This is a genomic window from Amycolatopsis acidiphila, from assembly GCF_021391495.1.
Classification (GTDB): Bacteria; Actinomycetota; Actinomycetes; order Mycobacteriales; family Pseudonocardiaceae; genus Amycolatopsis_E; species Amycolatopsis_E acidiphila.
The window spans coordinates 930721-949616 of sequence record NZ_CP090063.1; the positions used below are offsets into that span (position 1 = coordinate 930721).

Below are 18896 nucleotides of genomic sequence, written 5' to 3' on the forward strand. Positions count from 1 at the left end.
GTGCCGGTCGTCGTGCGTGCCACCTGACCCAGAACACAAAAAGGCCCGCCACCCCTCGCGGGGCAGCGGGCCTTCGTGCAGGGCGCTTACCGGCCCTTCGGCGTCACGTTCAGCATCATGCCCGCCAGGCCGCGAGCCCGGACGGACAGCTTCTGCGCCACGTCCTTCAGCACTTCCGCCGCGGGCGCGGCCGGCTCCGCCAGGACGATCGGCGTCCCGGAGTCGCCCTGTTCGCGCAGGCGCGGGTCCAGCGGCACCTGCCCCAGCAGCGGCACCTGCGAACCGGTCGACTTCGACAGCGAGTCGGCGACCGTCTGGCCACCGCCGGAGCCGAAGATCTCCATGCGTTCCCCGGACGGCGTCTCCAGCCACGACATGTTCTCGATGACGCCCGCGAGCCGCTGCCGGGTCTGCATCGCGATCGCGCCCGCGCGCTCGGCCACCTCGGCGGCGGCCTGCTGCGGCGTGGTGACCACCAGGATCTCGGCGTTCGGGATCAGCTGCGCCACCGAGATCGCGATGTCACCGGTGCCCGGCGGGAGGTCGAGCAGCAGGATGTCCAGATCGCCCCAGAACACGTCCGCCAGGAACTGCTGCAACGCGCGGTGCAGCATCGGCCCGCGCCACACCACCGGGGTGTTCCCGGGGGTGAACATGCCGATCGAGATCACCTTCACGCCGTGCGCCTGTGGCGGCATGATCATCGTGTCGACCTTGGTGGGCTTCTCCGTCGTACCCAGCATCCGCGGCACCGAGTGGCCGTAGATGTCGGCGTCGACCACGCCCACCGACAGCCCGCGCTCGGCCATCGCGACCGCCAGGTTGACCGTCACGCTGGACTTGCCGACCCCGCCCTTCCCGGACGCGACGCAGTACACCCGCGTCAGCGACCCCGGCTGCGCGAACGGGATCACCGGCTCGGCCGCGTCCCCGCGCAGGGACTTCCGCAGCTCGGTGCGCTGCTCGTCGCTCATCACGTCGAGCTCGACCTTCACCTCGCGCACGCCGTCGAGCTTGCCGACGGCCTTGGTGGTGTCGCGGGTGATGGTCTCCTTCAGCGGACAGCCCGCGACGGTCAGGTACACCGAGACGGTGACGACCCCGTCCGTGCCGACCGCCACGTCCTTGACCATGCCGAGATCGGTGATCGGTTTCTTGATCTCCGGGTCGTAGACGTCCGCGAGCGCCGCGCGGACATCCTCCACGCTGGGGATCTGCTGCGTGCTGGTCATGCACCCATGCTACGTACCGGTAACGGGCTCCGGCGCCTGGCGGTTCGGTTTCGGCTTCCGGGGCCTGGTGTTGAGGTCCTCGCGCAGCTTGTCCAGCTCGCCACGCAGGTAGTCGCGCGTGGCGACCTCGCCGATCGCGAGCCGCAGCGCGGCCAGCTCACGGGCCAGGTACTCGGTGTCGGCCTTGGTCTGGGCGGCGCGGTTGCGGTCCTCCTCCAGCGAGACCCGGTCACGGTCGTCCTGCCGGTTCTGCGCGAGCAGGATCAGCGGCGCCGCATAGGCCGCCTGCGTGGAGAAGGCCAGGTTGAGCAGGATGAACGGGTACGGGTCCCAGCGCAGCGTGGCCGCCCCGAGGTTGAGCGCGATCCAGACCAGGACGATGAGGGTCTGCCAGAACAGGTACTTGCCGGTGCCGAGGAACCGGGCCAGCCGCTCGGAGAGCCTGCCGAAGGTGTCCGGATCGAACGCGATGAATCGGCGGCCCGACGCGCGGGGCTGGTCCAGCCGCCGCCTGGGGAGCAGTTCAGGCACGCTCCACCTCCTCCTTGTTGGTCACGTCGTGCAGCCCGGTCTCACGCCAGTCCTCGGGCAGCAGGTGGTCGAGCACGTCGTCGACGGTGACGGCGCCGAGCAGGTGGTCCTGGGCGTCCACGACCGGCCCGCAGGCGAGGTTGTACGCCGCGAAGTAGCGTGTCACCTCCGACAGGGAGGCTCCGGGCCGCAGCGCGGGCAGGTCGGTGTCGACCGCTGCCGCGACCATCTCCGCGGGTGGTTCGCGCAGCAGGCGCTGGAAGTGCACGACGCCGACATAGCGCCCGGTGGGCGTCGCGGACGGCGGTCGGCACACGAACACCATCGTCGCGAGCGCGGCGGGCAGGTCGGCGTTGCGGATGTGCGCGAGCGCCTCGGCGACCGTCGCGTCCGGGGTGACCACCACCGGCTCGGGCGTCATGAGCCCGCCCGCGGTGTGCGACGAGTAGGCCAGCAGCCGCTTGACCGGCTCGGACTCCTCCGGCTCCATCAGCTCCAGCAGCCTGCTCTGGTCGGCCGGGTTCAGCTCGGCGAGCAGGTCGGCGGCGTCGTCGGGGTTCATCGCCTCGAGGATGTCGGCCGCGCGGTCCTCGGACAGGTGCTGCAGCAGCTCCTTCTGGTCGTCCTCGGGCAGCTCCTCGAGCACGTCCGCGAGGCGCTCGTCGTCCATCGAGTCCGCGACCTCGTGCTTGCGCTTGGTCGGCAGGTCCCGCACGGTCGCGGCGATGTCGACCGCGCGCATCGTGTCGAACAGCATCAGCAGCTGGCCCGCGCCCTGCGGCTGGCCGGTCAGGTCCGTCAGGCCGAGGCCGGAGACCTCGTTCCAGGGCAGCACCTGCAGGGACGAGCGGCGGCGGCCGAGGCCGAGGCGGCCGGTGCGCTCGCGGACCGCGAGCCTGGCGAGCACCCAGTCACGGGTGCGCAGCGGCTCCATCGCGGCGTCCACGACGGTGATCCTGGCGCCGGTCTCCCGCAGCTGGGCGTGCGCGTCGATGAGCTGGCCGAGGACGAGGACCTCGTTGGGGCGCTGGTGGAACTGGCGCATGTTGACCGAGCCGGTCGCGAGCGTGACGGCGTTCGGCTCGATCGAGGTGACCCGCAGCATCGGCACGAACACCCGCCGCCGGGTCGACAGCTCGACCACGAGCCCGAGCACCCGCGGCGGCTGCTGGTCCAGCCGCAGCCCGACGACGAGGTCGCGGACCTTGCCGATGGACTCGCCGTCCGGCCCGAACACCGGCAACCCGGCCAGCTGGGCGGCGAAGACCCTGTTCACGGGTGGCATGGGGCCCAGGTTATAGCGAGTTCGAACCCGCCGCCCAGCAGGTGATGGCGGCGAGGCGCGCCGGCCCGGGGAAACCGCCGTACTCCAGTGACCGCAGCCAGTTCTGCACCCCGCGCACGAGTGTCCACGCCCGGGCCCGGCCGGCGTCGAGTCCGGCCGCGGCGACGATCACGGCGAACTTCGCATCCACTGTGGACTCGGTCATTCTGTTCCACAACAGCGGAATCACGCCGAATTCGGGATCGCCCGCGACCGGCTTGGGGTCGATCACCAGCCAGGGCTCGCGGGTTCCGGCGAGCACGTTCTCGTAGTGCAGATCCTCGTTCACCAGCAGGGATCCCGGCCTCGAGTCCCGGCACACCTGGACGGCCGCGTCGAGCAGTCGCCGGGGGATCGGCTCGCCAAGGCGCCGCCACTTCGCGGGCAGCTCTTCCGCCAGCCGCGCAGCCGGGAGCCGGCGGATCGAGGCGGGCGCCGGCACGGCGAGCCGGCGCAGCAGCCGGGCCGCGATCTCGACCGCCGCGCCGATCGGCTCGACGGCGAGGGTCCGGGTGGGATCCAGCCGCTCCAGCAGCAGTACCCCCGGCGCACTTTCCAGCAGCAGTACGGATCCCGAACCGTGCCAAGTGGACAGTGCGACGGGCTCGCCGCGGGTTTCCGCGTCCACCCGGGTGAGCTTGAGAGCCGCGGGGGAGCCGTCCGCGCGGGTCACCGGCAGGACCACGCCGAGACAGCCGTGCATCGGCTCGCCGTCGGGGCTCAGCTGCCACTCACGGCAGTACCGCGCAGCCAGCGCGGGCAGCTCCGCCAGCCACGCCCGCCCGGCGTCGCCCTCGCGGCGGGCGATCTCCTCGGCGAACGCCGTCGGGATGCGCATCCACCCAGGATGCCGCACGAGTTGGCCGCCGGAGCCGTGTGACGGGGGTAACATCGGGCAGAGGCACTAGCCCCCGGGGAGCGGCCATGGTGGTGGAACTCGTCTCCATAATCGCCGTCGCAGGTGTGACCTGGCTCGGCGCGAGCGTGCGTGTGATCAAGCAGTACGAGCGCGGCCTGGTGTTCCGGTTCGGCCGGGTGCGGGCGCAGGTCCGCGAGCCCGGGCTGGCGATGCTGCTGCCGGTCGCGGACCGGCTGCAGAAGGTCAACATGCAGATCGTGACCCTGCCGGTGCCCGCGCAGGAGGGCATCACGCGGGACAACGTCACCGTCCGCGTGGACGCCGTCGTGTACTTCAAGGTCATCGATCCGGTGGTGGCCGCGGTGAACGTGCAGGACTACCGGTTCGCCGTCGGGCAGGTGGCCCAGACCTCGCTGCGCTCGATCATCGGCAAGAGCGACCTCGACGACCTGCTGTCCAACCGCGAACGGCTCAACCAGGGCCTCGAGCTGATGATCGACAGCCCGGCGCTGGACTGGGGCGTGCACATCGACCGGGTGGAGATCAAGGACGTCGCGCTGCCCGAGACGATGAAGCGGTCCATGTCGCGGCAGGCCGAGGCCGAACGTGAGCGCCGCGCCAGGGTCATCTCGGCGGACGGCGAGTTCCAGGCCTCGACGAAGCTGGCCCAGGCGGCCGCCGTGATGGCCGACACCCCGGCCGCGCTGCAGCTGCGGCTGCTGGAGACGGTGGTGCAGGTGTCGGCGGAGAAGAACTCGACGCTCGTGCTGCCGTTCCCGGTGGAGCTGCTGCGCTTCGTCGACCAGTACACGAAGCCGGCCACGCCCTCGGACGAGCCGGCGCCCCCGAAGGAAGCGGCGCCCGCGAAGGAGGCGGCCAACGGGCAGGCGCCTCCGCTGCCGCGCGCCTCCGACGACCCCGCGTGAGGGGATTCATATGCGATGACGGGCACCGACGGTCATACTCGGCGGTAATAAACCGCGCGAAGACATAGGAGTCACAGCAATGGCCCGTCTGGCCCAGACCGCCGGTCTTTCCGAGGTGCAGTCGGAGATCCTGTCGACGGTGCGCACGTTCGTCGACAAGGAGATCATTCCGCACGCGCAGGAGCTGGAGCATGCGGACGCGTACCCGGCGGACATCGTCGAGGGCATGAAGGAGATGGGCCTGTTCGGGATCACGATCCCGGAGGAGTACGGCGGGCTTGGCGAGTCGCTGCTGACCTACGCGCTGGTGGTCGAGGAGATCGCGCGCGGCTGGATGAGCGTGTCCGGTGTGATCAACACGCATTTCATCGTGGCGCACATGATTTCCCGGCACGGCACCGAGGAGCAGAAGCGGAAGTACCTGCCGAAGATGGCGGCGGGGGAGATCCGCGGTTCTTTTTCCATGTCGGAGCCGGACCTGGGCTCGGATGTGGCGGCGATCAAGACCCGCGCCCGGCGCGACGGCCACGACTACGTGGTCGACGGCGCGAAGATGTGGCTGACCAACGGTGGCAGCTCGAACCTGATCGCTTTGCTGGTCAAGACCGACGAGGGCGCCGACAAAGCCCACCAGAACCTCACGACTTTCCTGGTGGAGAAGCCCGAGGGGTTCGGCGAGGTGGTGCCGGGGCTGACGATCCCCGGGAAGATCGACAAGATGGGCTACAAGGGTGTCGACACCACGGAGGCGGTGTTTGACGGCTTCCGCATCCCCGCCGCCCAGGTCCTCGGCGAGGCGCCGGGCAAGGGCTTCTCGTTCATGATGGACGGCATCGAGGTCGGCCGGGTGAACGTGGCGGCGCGCGCGTGCGGGATCGCGATCCGGTCGTTCGAGCTGGCGATCGAGTACGCCCAGCAGCGCAAGACGTTCGGCAAGCCGATCGCCGAGCACCAGGCGATCGCGTTCAAGCTCGCGGAGATGGCCACGAAGGTCGAGGCGGCGCACCTGATGATGGTGAACGCGGCCAGGCTGAAGGACACCGGCGAGCGCAACGACGTCGCGGCGGGGATGGCGAAGCTGATCGCGTCGGAGTACTGCGCGGAGGTCACGCAGGAGGCGTTCCGCATCCACGGCGGGTACGGGTACTCGAAGGAGTACGAGATCGAGCGCCTGATGCGGGAGGCGCCGTTCCTGCTGATCGGCGAGGGCACGAGCGAGATCCAGAAGACGATCATCAGCCGCGGCCTGCTGCGGGAGTACCGCTCGAAGGGCTGAACGGGGGACGCGCCGGGTAAAAGGGTGGTCACGGTCCACCCCGCGGCGGGGTCGCGTGGTTTCCTAGGCATTGGCAGGATGGAACCCCGCTCGAACTCCCAGTACAGGTGATGACCGTGACCAGCCCGTTTTCCTCGTCAGGCCGTCCCGCGCAGGGGCTGCCCCGTACGCCGACGCCGCCCAGCGGCTGGCCGATCGGCTCGTACTCGACCTACGCGGAGGCACAACGCGCGGTCGAGCACCTCGCGGACAGCGACTTCGCGGTCGAGGACGTGACCATCGTCGGCGTGGACCTGATGCTCGTGGAACGTGTGATCGGCCGCCTGTCCTGGGGCAAGGTGCTCGGCACGGGTGCGATCTCCGGGGCGTGGTTCGGCCTGTTCGTCGGCATCCTGCTCGGCCTGTTCAGCGGCGGCGGTCCCGGCATCCACTACCAGCCCGTCCTCGTCGGCCTGATCTCCGGCATGCTGTTCGGCGTCGTGTTCGCCGGCATCAGCTACGCCTCCACCCGTGGCCGCCGCGACTTCTCCTCCTCCAGCCAGCTCGTCGCGGGCCGGTACGACGTGCTCTGCCAGCCGCGCAACGCCGAGCAGGGGCGCACTCTGCTGGCGAAGCTCGCCATGCGTCCATCCGGGTCAACGAGCTGAATCGTTGCCGAAGTGGCTTGCGGCTGATCATCCCCCGGCATAGGTTGATTTCCCACCGATCCACAGGCACGTCGTAGTGCGGGTGCGGTCTCCCGCCGGCGTGCGCGTCGGGTGAAGGAGGCCTGATGGGGAAGGGCAAGAGGCGGGTCGCGGCCGTCCTCGGCGCAGGGATGCTGGCGTCGGGCGCGCTCGCCGCGTGCAGTTCCGACAAGGGCATCACGATCAACATCTACTACGCGCCCGAGGACACGTTCCAGAGCGTCGTGGACAACTGCAACGCCCAGGCCGGGGGCCGCTACCACATCGTCTACAACAAGCTGCAGCGCGGCGCCGACGACCAGCGGCAGGGGATGGTCCGCAGGCTCGCCGCGGGCGACAAGGGTCTGGACATCCTGGGGCTCGACGTGACCTGGGTGCCCGAGTTCGCCGAGGCCGGCTGGGCCGAGGAGTGGACGGGTGCCGACAAGGCCGCCGCCGAGCAGGGTGTCCTACCGGGACCGCTGAAAACGGCCACCTGGAACGGAAAGCTCTACGCCGCCACGAAGAACACCAACGTCCAGCTGCTCTGGTACGACGATCGGATCACCCCGCAGCCGCCGCAGACCTGGGACCAGATGATGGCGCAGGCGCAGCAGCTCAAGGCCCAGGGCAAGCCGCACGCGGTGCTGTTCACCGGTGCCCAGTACGAGGGCCTCGTGGTCGTCTACAACACGCTGGTCGAGTCCGCGGGCGGGCACATCCTCTCCGACGACGGCAAGTCCGTGGTGATGGACGCGGGCGCGGTGAAGGCGCTGGAGATCCTCAAGCAGGTCACCTCGACCGGCATCACCGACCCGTCGCTGACGAACCAGAAGGAGGACGAAACCCGCCAGGCCTTCCAGCGGGGCAACGGCGCCTTCGAGCTGAACTGGCCGTTTGTCTACGCCTCCTACGCCAAGGAACAGCCGGCGGACCTGCCGCACTTCAAGTGGACGACCTACCCCGAGGTCAACCCCGGCCAGCCGGCGAAGACCACGATCGGCGGCTACGACCTCGCGGTCAGCTCGTACTCCCAGCACAAGCCGGAGGCGTTCGAGGCCGCGTTGTGCTTGCGCGACAAGGACAACCAGAAGTTCTCCGCGCTCAAGGACGGGGTGCCGCCGAGCATCGAGTCGCTCTACACCGACAACACGCCGCTCGACGCGAGCAAACCGGTGAACCCGGACGACAACCCGAGCATGCAGACCGCGTACCCGATGCGTGACACCATTCTCGCCGCGCTGAAGAACGCGGCGGTGCGGCCGCTCACCCCGGCCTACCAGAGCCTGTCGACGGTCATCTCCAAGGTGCTCTCGCCGCCGTCGAAGATCGACCCGCAGAAGACCGCGGACGAGTTGCGCAGCCAGCTTTCCGACGCGCTCCAGTCGAAAGGTGTGATCCCGTGAGCTCCGCCGTTACCGAAACCCCGGTGGCACAGCCGAGACCGGGAAAGAAGGGCAAACCCGCGCTCAGCGAGGGCAAGAAGGCTGAGCGGCGGCTGGGGCTGCTGCTGTGCGCGCCCGCGGCCATCGTAATGCTGCTCGTCACTGCCTATCCGATCCTCTACTCCGTCTGGCTCTCGCTGCAGCGCTACGACCTGAGGTTCCCGGCGCAGCAGAAGTTCATCGGCTTCGCCAACTACGCGGCCGTGCTGACCAATTCGTACTGGTGGACCGCCTTCGGCACCACGATGCTGATCACCGTCGTGTCCGTGGCGATCGAGCTGGTGCTGGGCATGCTGCTCGCGCTGATCATGCATCGCACGATCGTCGGGCGCGGCCTGGTCCGCACGGTTTCCCTGATCCCGTACGGCATCGTGACGGTGGTGGCGGCGTTCTCGTGGTACTACGCGTGGACGCCGGGCACCGGCTACCTGGCGAACCTGCTGGGCCCGGACGCCGCGCCGCTGACGCAGTACATCCCGTCGCTGCTGATCATCGTGCTGGCCGAGGTGTGGAAGACGACCCCGTTCATGGCGCTGCTGCTGATGGCCGGGCTCGCGCTGGTGCCCGACGACCTGCTCAAGGCGGCGGCGATGGACGGGGCGAACGCGTGGCAGCGGTTCACCAAGGTGATGGTGCCGGTGATGAAGCCGGCGATCCTGGTGGCGCTGCTGTTCCGCACGCTCGACGCGTTCCGCATCTTCGACAACATCTTCGTGCTCACGTCCGGCGCGAACGACACGTCGTCGGTGTCCATGCAGACCTACAACAACCTGCTGAAGGGTCTGAACCTCGGCATCGGCTCGACGATGGCCGTGCTGATCTTCATCACGGTCGCGATCCTCGCGTTCATCTTCATCAAACTGTTCGGCACCGCGGCGCCGGGCTCGGACACGGGAGGTAAGCGCTGATGGCCATGCAGGGTGCGATCACGGCCGGACGCCGGACGCGGTGGACGCTGGTCGACATCGTCGTCGTGGTCTACGCGCTGGTGCCGGTGCTGTGGATCCTGTCGCTGTCGTTCAAGACGAAGGACACCCTCGACGACGGCAACTTCATCCCGCGCGCGTGGACGTTCCAGAACTACGCGGACATCTTCCAGACCAGCGACTTCATCCGGGCGCTGATCAACTCGATCGGCATCGCGATCATCGCGACGGCGATCGCGGTGGTGTTCGGCACGATGGCCGCGTACGCGATCGCCAGGCTCGACTTCCCCGGCAAGCAGTTCCTGGTGGGCATCTCGCTGCTGATCGCGATGTTCCCGCAGGTCTCGCTGGTGACGCCGCTGTTCAACATCGAGCGGACGCTGGGGCTGTTCGACACCTGGCTCGGCCTGATCATCCCCTACATCACCTTCGCGCTGCCGCTGTCGATCTACACGCTCTCGGCGTTCTTCCGCGAGATCCCGTGGGAGCTGGAGAAGGCGGCGAAGATGGACGGGGCCACGCCGGGCCAGGCGTTCCGCCGGGTGATCGCGCCGCTGGCCGCGCCGGGCGTGTTCACCACGGCGATCCTGGTGTTCATCTTCTGCTGGAACGACTTCCTGTTCGCCATCTCGCTGACGTCGACCAACGCGTCGCGCACCGTGCCGGCGGCGCTGTCGTTCTTCACCGGCGCCTCGCAGTTCGAGGACCCGACGGGGACGATCTCGGCCGCCGCCGTGGTGATCACCATTCCGATCATCGTGTTCGTGTTGTTCTTCCAGCGCCGTATCGTCGCGGGGCTGACCTCCGGTGCCGTGAAGGGGTAAGTGCCATGGCTGAAATCGTTCTGGACAAGGTGAGCAAGCGCTATCCCGACGGCGCGCTCGCGGTGTCCGAAGTGGACCTGACGGTCGGGGACGGCGAGTTCATCATCCTGGTGGGGCCGTCGGGCTGCGGGAAGTCGACCACGCTGAACATGGTGGCGGGGCTGGAGGACATCTCCTCCGGTGAGCTGCGCATCGACGGTAAGCGGATGAACGAGCGGGCGCCGAAGGACCGTGACATCGCGATGGTGTTCCAGTCCTACGCCCTGTACCCGCACATGAGCGTCCGCGAGAACATGGCCTTCCCGCTGCGGCTGGCCAAGGTGGACGACGCGACGGTGCGGGCGAAGGTCGAGGAGGCCGCGCGGATCCTGGACCTCACCCAGCACCTGGACCGCAAGCCCGCGAACCTCTCCGGCGGGCAGCGGCAACGGGTGGCGATGGGCCGGGCGATCGTGCGCAACCCCAAGGCGTTCCTGATGGACGAGCCACTGTCCAACCTGGACGCCAAGCTGCGCGGCCAGATGCGCACGTCGGTGTCGAAGCTGCAGAAGCAACTGGGCACGACCACGCTCTACGTCACGCACGACCAGACCGAGGCGATGACGCTCGGTGACCGCGTCGTCGTGCTGCGGGCCGGCTACGTGCAGCAGATCGGCAGCCCGCAGTTCCTCTACGACCACCCCGCGAACCTGTTCGTGGCCGGGTTCATCGGCTCGCCGTCGATGAACTTCCTGCCGGCGACGCTGGAGGACGGGCAGCTCAAGAGCCCGCTCGGGTCGTTCGCGCTGCCGGACAAGGTGCGGCGGCTGGCCGAGGCCGCGAAGGCGCCGCGCGAGGTGATCGTCGGCGTGCGCCCGGAGCACTTCGAGGACGCCGCGCTGGTCGATGAGGCCGCCCGGAGCAGCGGTGTCACCTTCGCCGCGCACGTGGACGTGCTCGAGTCGATGGGGTCGGAGAAGTACGCCTACTTCACGATCGAGGGGGAGCTGGCGAGCTCCTCCGAACTGGCCGAGCTGGCCGCGGACACGGGCGCGGACGACATCCCGGGCGGCGGTGCCCAGATCGTCGCCCGGCTGTCCGCGTCGTCGCCGGTGTCCGCCGGTGGCCAGGCCGAGGTCTGGTTCGACGCGACCAAGCTGCAGTTGTTCGACCCGTCCTCGGGCGCGAACCTCACCTACGAGGAGGACTGAGCCGCGGCACCCTTCCACGCTTAACCTGTTCTCAGGCCGGTGCGGGCATGCTGGAGGTGTGCAGGCGCTGAGCGGAGCGATCGCGTGATCGGGCTGGCGGTGGCCTGCGCGCTGTGTGCGGCGATCGCCAGTGGGCTGGGCGCCCGGCTGCAGCACGGCGGCGTCCGCGCGGAGACCCGCGACGGCGAGCTGCACCTGCGCTCGCTGGCGCGGCTCGGCCGCAACCCGGGCTGGCTGCTCGGGTTCGCGGTGCTCGGCGTCGGGACGGTGCTGCAGATCGTCGCGCTGACGCTCGCGCCGGTGATCGTGGTGGCGCCGCTGGTGGTGCTCGCGCTGCCGGTCGTGGCAGTGCTCAGCGGACGGCGGGACCGCACCAGCATGCTCGCCATCGCGGCGGTGTCGATCGCGGTCGGGGTGTTCGTCGCCCTGTCCAGCGATGCCGCCGCGAGCCCGCGGCTGCCTCCGTCGGACGTCCTGGACGCCACGCAGATCGTGACCGTGATCGTGGCCGTGCTGGGCACGATCGCCCTGTTCGGTCGCGGCCTCGTTCGTTGTGTCGCGTTGTCCGCCGCCGCGGGTGCGGCTTACGGGCTGGTGTCGGTGCTCGTCCGGGACGTCGCGTCCACGGTGCAGACGCTCGGCCTGGCCGAACTGCCGTGGCTGGTGGCCTGCGGCGCGGTCGCGGCGTTCCTCCTCGGCGCGTGGTTCGTCCAGCTCGCCTACGCGAGCGGCCCGCCGGACGTGGTGGTCGGCTGCCAGACCATGGTGAACCCGCTGGTCGCGACGGTCCTCGGGATGACCGTCCTCGGCGAGGCACCGGCCATGCACCCGCTGACGCTCGCGCTGCTCGCGGTGTGTGGTGCGGCGGCGCTCGCGGGCATCTCGGTGCTGGTGCGTCACTATCAGGTGGTGAGCTCGCTCCGCCGTCGCAGCAGGTACTCCCGCTCGACCTGATTTCCCACCAGGTCGAGCGCTTGTTCATAGGCCGCGACGGCTTCGGCCTGCCTGCCCGCGCGGCGCAACAGGTCGGCACGAGCGGCGGGAAGCAGGTGCGAATCGAGGCGCACGTGCTCGAGCAGGCGCAGGCCCGCCTCCGGGCCGGACGCCATCGCCACCGCGATCGCCCGGTTGAGCTCCACCATCGGCGACGGCGCGAGCATCCCGTACAGCTCCACGATCTGCGGCCAGTCGGTCTCCTCCGGCGTCGGCGCGTCCGAGTGCACCGCCGCGATCGCCGCCTGGACGGCGTACGGTCCGGCGCTGCCGGACACGAGCTGCCGGCCCTCGTCGATCAGGGCCTGGTTCCACGATCCGCGGTCCTGTTCCTCCAGCGGCACCAGCCGTCCCACGGAATCCACCCGCGCTGCGCGACGGGCGTCGGTGAGCAACAGCAGGGCGAGCAGCCCGGACACCGCGGGCTCCGGCAGCAGTTCGTGCAGCACCCTGGAGAGCCGGATCGCCTCCTCGCACAGACCCACCTTGATCAGCTCCGGACCCGAGGTCGCCGCGTAACCCTCGGTGAACAGCAGGTAGATCACGGCGAGGACGGCGGGCAACCGGTGTGCGAGCTCGTCCTGTCCGGGGACGCGGAACGGGATGCCGGCGCCGCGGATCTTCCGCTTCGCGCGCACGATTCGTTGCTGCACGGTGCTTTCGCTGACCAGGAACAGCCGCGCGACCTCTTCGGTGGACAGCCCGCCGAGGCAGCGCAGGATCAGCGCGACCTGGGCCTGTCGCCCGAGTGACGGGTGGCAGCAGGTGAAGAACAGCCGCAGCCGGTCGTCCAGCACCGGCCCCTCGGCCGGCGCCGGCGCGGGTTCCTCCGCGAGCGCGGCGAGCTTCGAGTCGAGTCTTCGCGCACTGCGGATCCGGTCGATCGCGCGATTGCGCGCCGTGATCACCAGCCACGCCGCCGGGTGCTCGGGCACGCCGTCGGCGCGCCACTTCGCGGCGGCGATCGCGTAGGCGTCGGCGAGGGCCTCCTCGGCGAGGTCGAAATCGCCGAGGAGACCGATCAGCCGGGCCAGCACGCGGCCGTGCTCCGCGTGGAACACGGCCACCAGCGGATCGGTGTGCATGTCAGTGCGCGAGCGGCCGCACCTCGACGGCGCCCTCCCGCGCGCCGGGACACTGCGCGGCCCACTTCAGGGCCTCGTCCAGGTTCGCGCAGTCGAACACGTAGTAGCCGCCGAGTTGCTCGCGTGCTTCGGCGAACGGGCCGTCGGTGAACAGCTCCTCGTCGTCGCGCACCCGCACGGTGGTCGCGGTGGACGAGGCCAGCAGGCGGGCGCCGTCCTTGAGCACGCCGGCCTCGACCAGCTGCCGCGTGTAGTCCTCGTAGTCCGAGCTCATCCTGGTGTAGTCGGCGGGGACGCTCTCGTCGACGTAGATCATGGTCAGGTACTTCATGGCGGAATCCCTTCTCCTCGATCAGCTTGCCCGGTAAGGACGACCGGGCCGGGTGCGGATCGACAGGGGATTACTGTGACCTGAGTCACATCAGCGGCACCAGTGATCCATCGCGTCGCGGACCCGGTCCACGTCGAGCGCGGGCAACGGCAGCGGTGCCGGCCTCGCGCCGTCCGCGTGCAGGCTGTCGAACAGCAGTGCCGCGTAGCGCCGCCACTGCTCGGGGGCGACCTCGTGGGTGTACTCGGCGACCGCACCGATCATCTTGAACAGCATCGGCAGGTCCTCGGCCTCGAAGTCCGGCCGGAGCCGCCCGCCCTCCTTCGCGCGGCGGATCAGCTCCTCCGCGAGCGGGATCAGCCGGTCGCGGGCCTGGGCGACCTTGTCGTGCCCGAAGGCCGTGCTGAGCATGACGTCGTGCAGCCCGCGGTCCTCGGCGATGAGCGCGGTCGCCTCCCACAGGAAGTCCAGCAGGCCCTGCCACGGGTCTGGCCGGTCGAGCGCCTCGCTCATCAGCCTGCCGATGCCCTCGAGCCGGTCGGCGAACATCTCCTCGACCAGCTGTTCCTTGTTGCGGAAGCGGCGGTAGACGGTGCCGACGCCGAGCCCCGCGTGATGGGCGACGTCGTCGAGCGTCGTTTCCAGACCGCGTTCGCGGAAGACCTCGCGGGCGCTGGCGATGATGCGCTGCCGGTTGAGTTCGGCGTCGCGCCTGAGCGGCCGCTTCGGCGCGGTCCGCGGTGTGTCCCGCGTCATGAATCCCATCCTAGCAACAAGTCGAGGCCACTCCTCCACTTCCTGTACGGTGGAAGCAGAAGGGGAGGTCCCTACTCCACATATGTCTGCGAGGACCAGTATGCCTGACTCGTCCACGGCGGTCGTCGAACCCGGAACGGGTTCCGCGGCCGCCGAAGATCCACACCACGCGCGCCGCTGGCTGATCCTGGTGGTGATCGCGCTGGCGCAGCTGATGGTCGTGCTCGACGCGACCATCGTGAACATCGCGCTGCCCACCGCCCAGCACGACCTCGGCTTCTCCAGCGACGCGCGGCAATGGGTGGTCACCGCCTACGCGCTCGCCTTCGGCAGCCTGCTGCTGCTCGGCGGCCGGGTGGCCGACCTGTTCGGCCGCAAGTACGCCCTGCTGATCGGGCTCGGCGGGTTCGCCGTCGCGTCCGCGGTCGGCGGTGCGGCCAACGGGTTCGAGATGCTCGTCATCGCCCGCGCGGCACAGGGTGTCTTCGGCGCGCTGCTCGCGCCGGCCGCGCTTTCGCTGCTGACCACAACGTTCACCGACGTCAGGGAACGCGGCCGGGCGTTCGGCATCTTCGGGGCGATCGCCGGCGGGGGTGCCGCGGTCGGCCTGCTGCTCGGGGGCGTGCTCACCGAGTACCTCGACTGGCGCTGGTGCATGTTCGTGAACATCATCATCGCCGTGGTCGCGCTCGCCGGCGGGCTGTCGCTGCTGCGGCACCGGCCGTCCGAGCACCGGCCGAGGCTCGACCTCCCAGGCACGGTCGCCGCGTCCGCCGGACTGTTCGCGGTGGTCTACGGCTTCTCCAACGCCGAGACCCACGACTGGTCCTCGGCACTGGTGTGGGGCTTCCTGGCCGCCGGCGTCGTGCTGCTGGGCGTGTTCGCGGTGCTGCAGAGCCGGGTCGAGCATCCGCTGCTGCCGCTGCGCGTCGTGCTCGACCGCAACCGCGGCGGCGCCAACCTGTCGGTGTTCCTGCTCGGCATCGGGATGTTCGGGATCTTCCTGTTCCTGACCTACTACCTGCAGCAGAACCTCGGCTTCTCGCCGGTCACGTCGGGACTGGCGTTCCTGCCGATGGTCGGTGCGCTGATGCTCACTGCCACTACCGCGACGGCGGTGCTGCTGCCACGCTTCGGCCCCAGGTGGCTCGTCGCACTGGGCATGCTGATCGCGGCCGTGGGCATGTTCTGGCTCAGCGCACTGGACGTCAGCAGCACCTACGCCGGCGGCGTGCTGTTCCCGCTGATCGTCGCCGGGCTGGGGATCGGCCTGTCGATGGCGCCGGCGATGAACGTCGCCACGGCGGGCGTCGGCGCGCACGACGCCGGGGTCGCGTCCGCGACGGTGAACACCGCGCAGCAGATCGGCGGCTCGATCGGGACCGCGCTGCTGAGCTCCATCGCGGCGAACGCCGTGTCGTCGTTCACCGCGGGCAGGGCGATGACCCCGCAGGTGGTGGCGGAGGCCGCGGTGCACAGCTACACCACGGCGTTCACCTGGGCCGCCTGGATCTTCGTGCTCGGCGCGGTGGCCTGCGGGCTGCTGCTCAAGCCGGGCGCGCCCGTGCAGAGCGAGACGCCGGCAGTCCACATGTGACCGAGGGTGCGCTGCGTTCTCACTGCCGGTGGGAACGCAGCGCCTCGATCACCTCGTCGTCCCAGCGGTGGGTGCGGATCAGCCGGTAGCGCTCGCCCGCCACCCACATGTAGGCCTCGGCCTCGGTGCGGTTGCCGATCAGGTCCGCCTGCCGCAGCATCTCGACCACCGGCTGGTACTCGTCGCGGTACCACCGGTTCGCCACCGTCGCGCGGTCGAGGAACGTGCCCTCGTCCTGCATCAGCCGAAAGCCCCAGGCCTCGACGTGCTCGCCGAGCATCGCGTAGTGCCACGGGTCGGACAACACCACCGACGCGCGGGCCTCGCCGGTCAGCGGCACCCGTTCCAGGAACAGCCGTCGGTAGTCCTTGACGATCAGGTCGCCGCGGTAGCGGATGCCGTCGGGCTTGAGCCTCGTCCGCACCTCGGTCACGTAGGCCTCTATTGTGGACAGTCCCATGGCGAACGCGACGGAGACCCGGTGGTGCCCGTCGATGATGAAGTGCAGGTCGCCCACCCGGTAGACCTCGATGGGCGGTATCGGCTCGCCCCGGCGCGCGGCCAGCGCCAGTCGCTCCCAGCGTTCCCGCACCCGCCCGGAGGTGGGGCGGAACCGGCGGTCGAAGTCGTGCCCGCGGTCGACGCTGCCGACGATCGAGTCGAGCCGGATCACCCGCAGGCCGATTCGCCGTTCGCCCTCGTAGCCGAGCGCCTCGACGACCTCGTCGAACGGCAGCATGATGTTCACGTCGTCGGGTTCGCGGCGCAGCCAGTTGGCCAGGCGTGACAGCACCTGGCGGCGGCGGGCGCGCAGGAAGTCGTGCTCGGCGTCGGCCCGGGGGAAGCCGGTGTCCCTGGCCGGGCTCATACCCGCGCCTCGGTTGCGAGGTCGAGCACCTGCGCGCCGACCACGTTGCGGACCCGGGTGGCGCCGAGCCGGTGCTCCGGAAGGTGCTCGCCGTAGGGGTGGATGTGCCCGTGCAGCAGCCATTTCGGCCGCAGCCGCTCGACTGTCTCGTGTAGACAGTCGAACCCGTGGTGGGGGAGGTCCTCGCGGTCGCCGACGCCGCGGGGCGGGGCGTGGGTGAGCAGGACGTCCACCCCGCGGCCGTCCGTGCGCCGGCGGCGCCCGGCGGCCCGCACGAGCCGCCGGGCGCGGCGGGCCTGCTGGGCCTGGGTCCACTGGTTCGGACCGTCGTTGTATCGGACCGAGCCGCCCAGCCCGGCGATGCGCAGCCCCGCGACGTCGACGACGCGGCCGTCGGCGTTGATCCCGCCGGGCGGCCCCGGCCAGGCGTGCGGGAACCCGGCGCGCACCCACAGCCCGCCGGAGCGGGTGAAGCCGGTCAGGTCGGCGTCGTGGTTGCCGGGCACGAACACGCACGGCCGATCGACCGCGTCGGCGAGGAAGGCGAGGTAGTCGAAGGGCAGGTCGCCCGCCGCCAGGACGAGGTCGACCTCGGCGCGGACCCCGCAGGCCCGCAACCGCTCGTCGACCTCATCCGCGACGACCAGGACGCGCATCGGTCCAGGATAAGGCGGATGGGGGCTCGCGGCCGTTCCTAGTGCGCCGCCCGGGCGAGGTCCGGGTGGTCGGCGATGAAGAACACGACCGTGGCGATCCAGGCCAGGCTGAAGGCCAGCGCCCAGAACTTGAGGTTCGTCAGGAAACGCGACACCGGAAGACTCCTTTCGCGAGTTCAGGAGGACAGGGACGTCACAGCCACTTGTTCTTCCTGAATATTCGGTAGAGGAGGAGACAGGCGCCGAGGATCACCAGCAGCGCCAGCGGATAGCCGAACTGCCAGTGCAGCTCCGGCATGTACTCGAAGTTCATGCCCTCGATCCCGGCGAGCATCGTCGGCACCGTGATGATCGCCGCCCAGGCGGTGATCTTGCGCATGTCGGTGTTCTGCTGCAGCGAGATCTTCGCGACCGTCGCGTCGACGAGGGTGTTGAGCAGCTCGTCGAAGTTCGCCACCCGCTCCGAGACGGTGATCAGGTGGTCGTCGACGTCGCGGAAGTACGAGCGCACCTCGTCGGGCACCAGCCGGGTGAAGCCCTCGGCCAGCCGCCGCACCGGCGCCGCCAGCGGCACCACCGCGCGCCGCAGTTCGAGCACCTCGCGCTTCATCAGGTAGATCTGCTCGGCGCTGACCATCGTCCTGGGCGCGAAGACGCGGGTCTCCATCTCCTCGATGTCGTCCTCGACCGCGCTGGTCACCTCGAGGTAGTGGTCCACGATGTGGTCGGTGATGGCGTGCAGCACCGACGCGGGCCCGGCCTTCAGCCGCTCCGGGTCGTCGTCGAGGTCCTGGCGCAGGTGCGCGAGCCCGGAGTGGGCGCCGTGGCGCACGGTGATGATGAAGTCCAGGCCCAGGAAGGCCATCAGCTCGCCGGTCTCGACGATCTCGTTGGCGGTGGTGGGCGACTCGTGCTCGACGTAGCGCAAGGTCTTGAGCACCATGAACAACGTGTCGTCGTAACGCTCGAGCTTGGGCCGCTGGTGCGCCTGCACCGCGTCCTCGACGGCCAGCTCGTGCAGCCCGTACATCTCCGAGATGCCCTGGATCTGCTCCTCGTCCGGCTCGTGCAGCCCGATCCAGACGAAACCCTCGCGCCGCCGCCGCACTTCCTTGATGGCCTCGGCATGGGTCCACCGGCCGGGCAGCCGCTTGCCGTCGACGTAGACGGCACAGTCGACGACATAGGCCGAAAGTGGCACCGGGATGGGCGGCTGGATGCGGGCGCGGCCGTTACCGCGGCCCCGCAGGCCGCCGAGCGACGGAATCGCAGGCATGGGATCTCCTGGCTGACGTAGTGCGTGCTACGACGGCCGTGCGGGGCTCGCCCGCCCGGCCGTGACCAGCGTCTCCCGAAAGGCAGGCTAGTGAGCACCGGCCGAGAGGGGAACGCTGGTTTGACTAGGGAGCGGA

At 69.8% G+C, this 18896-nt stretch carries 19 protein-coding genes; 9 read left to right on the plus strand and 10 right to left on the minus strand.

The window, feature by feature from the left end; all coding sequences use genetic code 11:
• Nucleotides 1–86 precede the first annotated feature (86 nt).
• Genes LWP59_RS04610 through LWP59_RS04625 form a run of 4 tightly spaced genes read right to left on the minus strand, consistent with a single transcriptional unit; the run spans nt 87 to nt 3925 of the window.
• Nucleotides 87–1232: an Mrp/NBP35 family ATP-binding protein gene (locus tag LWP59_RS04610; protein ID WP_144643440.1), complete on the minus strand. Its 1146-nt coding sequence runs from the start codon at nt 1230–1232 to the stop codon at nt 87–89.
• Nucleotides 1233–1241: 9 nt separating this feature from the next.
• Nucleotides 1242–1763, minus strand: a complete 522-nt coding sequence (locus LWP59_RS04615) for a DUF1003 domain-containing protein (RefSeq protein WP_144643439.1) — start codon at nt 1761–1763, stop codon at nt 1242–1244.
• The gene (locus tag LWP59_RS04620; protein ID WP_144643438.1) at nt 1756–3048 is read right to left on the minus strand and encodes a magnesium transporter MgtE N-terminal domain-containing protein; all 1293 of its coding nucleotides are present in this window, start codon (nt 3046–3048) and stop codon (nt 1756–1758) included. The genes LWP59_RS04615 and LWP59_RS04620 overlap by 8 nt, the downstream gene beginning before the upstream one ends.
• 10 nt (nt 3049–3058) lie before the next feature.
• Complete coding sequence (locus LWP59_RS04625; RefSeq protein WP_144643437.1) at nt 3059–3925, minus strand: aminoglycoside phosphotransferase family protein; 867 nt, start codon at nt 3923–3925, stop codon at nt 3059–3061.
• An 86-nt stretch (nt 3926–4011) separates the two neighbouring features.
• Here LWP59_RS04625 and LWP59_RS04630 point away from each other — a divergent pair, with 86 nt between their 5' ends.
• The 8 genes from LWP59_RS04630 (at nt 4012) to LWP59_RS04665 (ending at nt 12152) form a co-directional block, all read left to right on the plus strand.
• Nucleotides 4012–4872, plus strand: coding sequence for a slipin family protein (locus LWP59_RS04630; RefSeq protein WP_144643436.1), 861 nt, complete (start codon nt 4012–4014; stop codon nt 4870–4872).
• Between the two features lie 79 nt (nt 4873–4951).
• The gene (locus LWP59_RS04635) at nt 4952–6148 is read left to right on the plus strand and encodes an acyl-CoA dehydrogenase family protein (RefSeq protein ID WP_144643435.1); all 1197 of its coding nucleotides are present in this window, start codon (nt 4952–4954) and stop codon (nt 6146–6148) included.
• 110 nt (nt 6149–6258) lie between these two features.
• Nucleotides 6259–6795 carry a general stress protein gene (locus tag LWP59_RS04640; RefSeq protein ID WP_144643434.1) on the plus strand — a complete coding sequence of 179 codons (537 nt, stop codon included), beginning with the start codon at nt 6259–6261 and terminating at the stop codon, nt 6793–6795.
• A 125-nt stretch (nt 6796–6920) separates the two neighbouring features.
• A complete protein-coding gene (locus LWP59_RS04645; protein ID WP_144643433.1) occupies nt 6921–8219 on the plus strand; it encodes an ABC transporter substrate-binding protein in 1299 nt (432 codons plus the stop codon).
• Nucleotides 8216–9166, plus strand: a complete 951-nt coding sequence (locus LWP59_RS04650) for a carbohydrate ABC transporter permease (RefSeq protein ID WP_144643432.1) — start codon at nt 8216–8218, stop codon at nt 9164–9166. The genes LWP59_RS04645 and LWP59_RS04650 overlap by 4 nt, the downstream gene beginning before the upstream one ends.
• A complete protein-coding gene (locus LWP59_RS04655; protein ID WP_144643431.1) occupies nt 9166–10008 on the plus strand; it encodes a carbohydrate ABC transporter permease in 843 nt (280 codons plus the stop codon). The genes LWP59_RS04650 and LWP59_RS04655 overlap by 1 nt, the downstream gene beginning before the upstream one ends.
• 5 nt (nt 10009–10013) lie before the next feature.
• Entirely contained in the window at nt 10014–11198 is a 1185-nt protein-coding gene (locus tag LWP59_RS04660; RefSeq protein ID WP_144643430.1) for an ABC transporter ATP-binding protein, read from the plus strand.
• 84 nt (nt 11199–11282) lie between these two features.
• Nucleotides 11283–12152 carry a hypothetical protein gene (locus LWP59_RS04665; RefSeq protein WP_144643429.1) on the plus strand — a complete coding sequence of 290 codons (870 nt, stop codon included), beginning with the start codon at nt 11283–11285 and terminating at the stop codon, nt 12150–12152.
• On the opposite strand, the gene LWP59_RS04670 is transcribed toward LWP59_RS04665, so the two are convergent.
• The 3 genes from LWP59_RS04670 to LWP59_RS04680 all read right to left on the minus strand — a co-directional run bounded on the left by LWP59_RS04670 (nt 12101) and on the right by LWP59_RS04680 (nt 14363).
• A complete protein-coding gene (locus tag LWP59_RS04670; RefSeq protein WP_144643428.1) occupies nt 12101–13276 on the minus strand; it encodes an RNA polymerase sigma factor in 1176 nt (391 codons plus the stop codon). The two genes, LWP59_RS04665 and LWP59_RS04670, sit on opposite strands and share 52 nt — an antisense overlap.
• A 1-nt stretch (nt 13277) precedes the next feature.
• Entirely contained in the window at nt 13278–13607 is a 330-nt protein-coding gene (locus LWP59_RS04675; protein WP_144643427.1) for a YciI family protein, read from the minus strand.
• A 90-nt stretch (nt 13608–13697) separates the two neighbouring features.
• The gene (locus LWP59_RS04680; RefSeq protein ID WP_144643426.1) at nt 13698–14363 is read right to left on the minus strand and encodes a TetR/AcrR family transcriptional regulator; all 666 of its coding nucleotides are present in this window, start codon (nt 14361–14363) and stop codon (nt 13698–13700) included.
• A gap of 100 nt (nt 14364–14463) precedes the next feature.
• On the opposite strand from LWP59_RS04680, the gene LWP59_RS04685 reads away from it, so the two are divergent.
• Complete coding sequence (locus tag LWP59_RS04685) at nt 14464–15960, plus strand: MFS transporter (RefSeq protein WP_144643425.1); 1497 nt, start codon at nt 14464–14466, stop codon at nt 15958–15960.
• 19 nt (nt 15961–15979) lie between these two features.
• On the opposite strand, the gene LWP59_RS04690 is transcribed toward LWP59_RS04685, so the two are convergent.
• The 3 genes from LWP59_RS04690 to LWP59_RS04700 all read right to left on the minus strand — a co-directional run bounded on the left by LWP59_RS04690 (nt 15980) and on the right by LWP59_RS04700 (nt 18760).
• A complete protein-coding gene (locus tag LWP59_RS04690) occupies nt 15980–16828 on the minus strand; it encodes a chromosome partitioning protein ParB (protein WP_144643424.1) in 849 nt (282 codons plus the stop codon).
• Entirely contained in the window at nt 16825–17484 is a 660-nt protein-coding gene (locus LWP59_RS04695; RefSeq protein WP_144643423.1) for a metallophosphoesterase family protein, read from the minus strand. Before LWP59_RS04695 ends, LWP59_RS04690 begins: the two co-directional genes overlap by 4 nt.
• Before the next feature lie 193 nt (nt 17485–17677).
• Nucleotides 17678–18760, minus strand: a complete 1083-nt coding sequence (locus LWP59_RS04700; protein WP_144643422.1) for a magnesium and cobalt transport protein CorA — start codon at nt 18758–18760, stop codon at nt 17678–17680.
• Between the last annotated feature and the right edge of the window lie 136 nt (nt 18761–18896).